General features: G+C 38.7%; 5 protein-coding genes and 1 pseudogene. 3 read left to right on the forward strand and 3 right to left on the reverse strand.

The genetic code is table 11. The annotated features are described in order from the left end of the window. Positions 1-213, forward strand: a 213-nt coding sequence (locus CWATDRAFT_RS30730) for a type II toxin-antitoxin system RelE family toxin (RefSeq protein ID WP_042712984.1), incomplete at its 5' end; no start/stop codon positions are given. Positions 214-454: 241 nt separating this feature from the next. Further along, entirely contained in the window at positions 455-1,501 is a 1,047-nt protein-coding gene (hypE, locus tag CWATDRAFT_RS30735; protein WP_007308600.1) for a hydrogenase expression/formation protein HypE, read from the forward strand. Here hypE and CWATDRAFT_RS30740 read toward each other — a convergent pair. From CWATDRAFT_RS30740 to CWATDRAFT_RS41235, 3 genes are all read right to left on the reverse strand, one after another. Continuing rightward, positions 1,498-1,911 carry a hypothetical protein gene (locus CWATDRAFT_RS30740; protein WP_007308602.1) on the reverse strand — a complete coding sequence of 138 codons (414 nt, stop codon included), beginning with the start codon at positions 1,909-1,911 and terminating at the stop codon, positions 1,498-1,500. The two genes, hypE and CWATDRAFT_RS30740, sit on opposite strands and share 4 nt — an antisense overlap. Before the next feature lie 209 nt (positions 1,912-2,120). Beyond that, positions 2,121-2,357 (reverse strand): hypothetical protein, encoded by a 237-nt coding sequence (locus tag CWATDRAFT_RS30745; protein ID WP_007308601.1) that lies wholly within the window; start codon positions 2,355-2,357, stop codon positions 2,121-2,123. 147 nt (positions 2,358-2,504) lie between these two features. Then, positions 2,505-2,627 (reverse strand): hypothetical protein, encoded by a 123-nt coding sequence (locus tag CWATDRAFT_RS41235; RefSeq protein WP_268743321.1) that lies wholly within the window; start codon positions 2,625-2,627, stop codon positions 2,505-2,507. 191 nt (positions 2,628-2,818) lie between these two features. On the opposite strand from CWATDRAFT_RS41235, the pseudogene CWATDRAFT_RS30750 reads away from it, so the two are divergent. Beyond that, positions 2,819-3,172: pseudogene (locus tag CWATDRAFT_RS30750) on the forward strand (transposase); the annotation flags it as partial. Positions 3,173-3,229: the final 57 nt, after the last annotated feature.

The following is a 3,229-nucleotide window of genomic DNA, read 5'->3' on the forward strand; positions in this document are numbered from 1 at the left end:
CAAATCGCTAAAAAGGTCTTATCTCTTAATATTGAGCCATTACCAAATGATAGTAAACAACTAAAAGGTTATTCCCACTACTATAGGGTTGATAGTGGCGAATACCGAATTATTTATCACTTTAACCCTGAACAAGATTTAGTAGAAGTCATTTTAGTTGGGAAACGCAACGATGATGAAGTCTACAAAAAATTGGAGCGTCTTCTCAAATAAGAACATAAGTTTGTAGTTTGTAGTTTGTAGGGTGGGCAAATACTAAGGATAGTTAGATTATAATAGGTAAATGTTTATATTGCCCACCATCTTCGGGTTAGTTATTATTAGTTTGCTTAGGTGGGTAATCCTTTTTATGTAATATGATAAATCATCCATATTTTAAGCTTTTTTCTAGATACTTGAACCATAATTTATCCCTATAATTTATAGAGATAAATTCAAGGTTTGCTCAATTAACATGAATAATTTTAATGTATCTTGTCCCATCCCTTTAGACCAATATCCTCAAGTTTTACTCGCTCATGGAGGAGGGGGAAAACTGATGCAGCAACTTCTAGAAAAAATGGTATTTTCTGTGTTTAAAAGCCCCGACGATATCCCCCCTCATGATGCTGCTGTTATTAACCTTCCTGGTTCTAAAATCGCCTTTACAACGGATTCTTATGTTATTCATCCTCTCTTTTTTTCTGGGGGAGATATTGGCAGTTTAGCTATCAATGGAACGGTCAATGATCTTGCTATGGGTGGCGCACGTCCCCTTTATTTAAGTTTAGGATTTATTATCGAAGAAGGACTACCCATGGAAACTTTATGGCGTGTTATTCAGTCCTTAAAAAAAGCAGCCGATACTGCCAACATCAAAGTGGTTACGGGAGATACAAAGGTTGTCGATCGCGGTAAAGGAGACGGTCTTTTTATTAATACTGCCGGCGTAGGAATCGTTGAACATAACCAAACTATTGCCCCGCAAATGGTTCAACCTGGAGATGCTATTTTAATCAGCGGAGATATCGGCCGTCACGGTATTTCGATCATGGCAGTCAGAGAAGGATTAGAATTAGAAACTACTATCGAAAGTGACTGCGCTCCCCTCCATCATCTTGTCTTAGAAATGCTCAATCAAGGGGTAGAAATTCACTGTTTAAGGGATTTAACCCGAGGGGGTTTAGCTAGTGCCTTAAACGAAATTGCGGCCGGGGCTAGTGTGACAATCAACATTAAGGAAAAGGCTATCGCTGTCAGAGAAGATGTACAAGGAGCCTGTGAAATTCTAGGGTTTGATCCCCTCTATGTGGCCAATGAGGGGAGGTTTATCGCTTTTATTCCCCAAAACTCAGTTAACAAAACCTTAGACATTTTAAAATCGTTTTCTCAAGACGCTTCTATCATCGGTGAAGTAACTGGGAACGGAACAGGAATGGGCTTAGTTACCCTAGAAAGTAAAATCGGTTCTCAGCGCATTGTCGATATGTTAAGCGGAGAACAATTACCGAGAATTTGTTAAGTGGTAGGACTCATTTTCCGACTCCGAGAAGGAGTTTGGTGCGCTGCCTCTGTGGCAATTTCGGCCGCCAAGCTTGTCATGGGAGAAACTGCTTTTGACGCTTTCTGACGACGATTTTTTTGGGTAGGAAGAGAAGAAGCAGGGGTAACTAAACTGTATGCTTTCCACTGACTTTCTATACTCCACTCGGGATCATCGGTAAGTAGCAAAACCCCACCGGCCGGGATCTCTACTTCATCGGTGGCAGCCCAAATACAAAATTGAGTCCAGGGGGAACGTAGCAAAAACACTTGTATTTGTTTGCCTCGACAACTGCCATCGGTGTATCCTAAAAGATAACGACCCTCTTTAATTATTGGCCGTAATTGAGGATATTTTTCTAACAACATGAAAATTCCGTGATGGGCCATAAAATTAATGATTACTAATTCAACAAAAGGACCTGTTCAGCGGGAAACTTAACAGCAACCTTAGCTATTAAGCATAGAAAGAGGTCACCAAAAAATAACGTATCGTAGATAACGAAATGGACATTTTTGGGGAAATGTTAGGTAACTTTGACAAAAATATACCCAAAAACGACAAAAAGAGTGTTTATTGTCAAGATTTGTAACAAAAATTAATTGGTTGTTGTGGTTGTCTCTTCATCTTTTTTCACAGGACTCACCTTAGGACGATACAACAATTTATGGTCATGGTCATAGCCAACATAGCGAATGATCACAGGCTCCCCAACTTCGGCGTGTCCCCCTCCTTCTAGCAGTTGATGAAATTGAGGATTATAAGGTATCACTTCTCCTACGGTTCCCTTCATTTCTAGTCCCCATTGTTTTAGTAATTCAAAAATAGGTCTCACTAAAGGTAATAATTTAACGGCAGATATTTCAGGATTTTTTTTAGCTATAATTGCCGCAGTTGGCCACTGTAATAACCAAGATTCAAGAGCAGCTATACTAGCAGATTGAAATTCTTTGTGCGATGTTTCTTGTTGTTGATCTAGTTTCTACTGTAATTGTTTATATTCCTTTTGTAAGGACTCTGTATCAGTATTAACATCACCGAAATTTTCTTGATTGGTAATTTTCCAATCTTCTCTCAAAGGTTGAGCAGTTTCAAACTCCAGCAATAACCCTTCGAGAGATATATTTAATACCTTTGATAGCTTAAGAATATCTATAATAGGGTTTGCTGAATAAAAGCAAAACCCTATTCTTTAAAAGGTTACACCCATATTCGCGATCGCAAAAAAGATCAGCTTTGTCGGCTACAAACCGCTATAATTGGTAGAAACACCTCCCAGTTGTTGGTCAAGAACAAATGTATCGAAAAGAGGAGCAACCTTTACCGCCCCCAGAAAAATTTGAATTACCTTTCGAGGGCAAATTGTCCCCCAATAATCGTTGGGTAATCATGGCAGAGTTGATACCTTGGGATGATTTTGAGGAAGAATATGCTAAACTTTTTTCAGCAGAAAAAGGTGCGCCAGCCAAACTATTTAGAATGGCATTAGAGACATTAATTATTAAGGAAAAATTAGGAACAAGTGATAGAGAAACTATAGAACAGATTAGAGAAAATCCCTATCTACAATACTTTATAGGTTTAAATTGTTATCAACAAGAGCCACCACTGGAATCTTCAATGCTAGTTCATTTTAGGAAAAGAATTGATTTCGTCTAAGGCTCCATCGGCTGGATCTACATTAGATGACCGAAGTTTAGCAACTAA

Origin of the sequence: Crocosphaera watsonii WH 8501, assembly GCF_000167195.1 — a bacterium.
Classification (GTDB): Bacteria; Cyanobacteriota; Cyanobacteriia; order Cyanobacteriales; family Microcystaceae; genus Crocosphaera; species Crocosphaera watsonii.

Coding starts and splice junctions, on each gene's coding strand:
- CWATDRAFT_RS30740 (WP_007308602.1), bottom strand. CDS start 1,911: ATGGCCCATCACGGAATTTTCATGTTGTTAGAAAAATATCCTCAATTA.
- hypE (WP_007308600.1), top strand. CDS start 455: ATGAATAATTTTAATGTATCTTGTCCCATCCCTTTAGACCAATATCCT.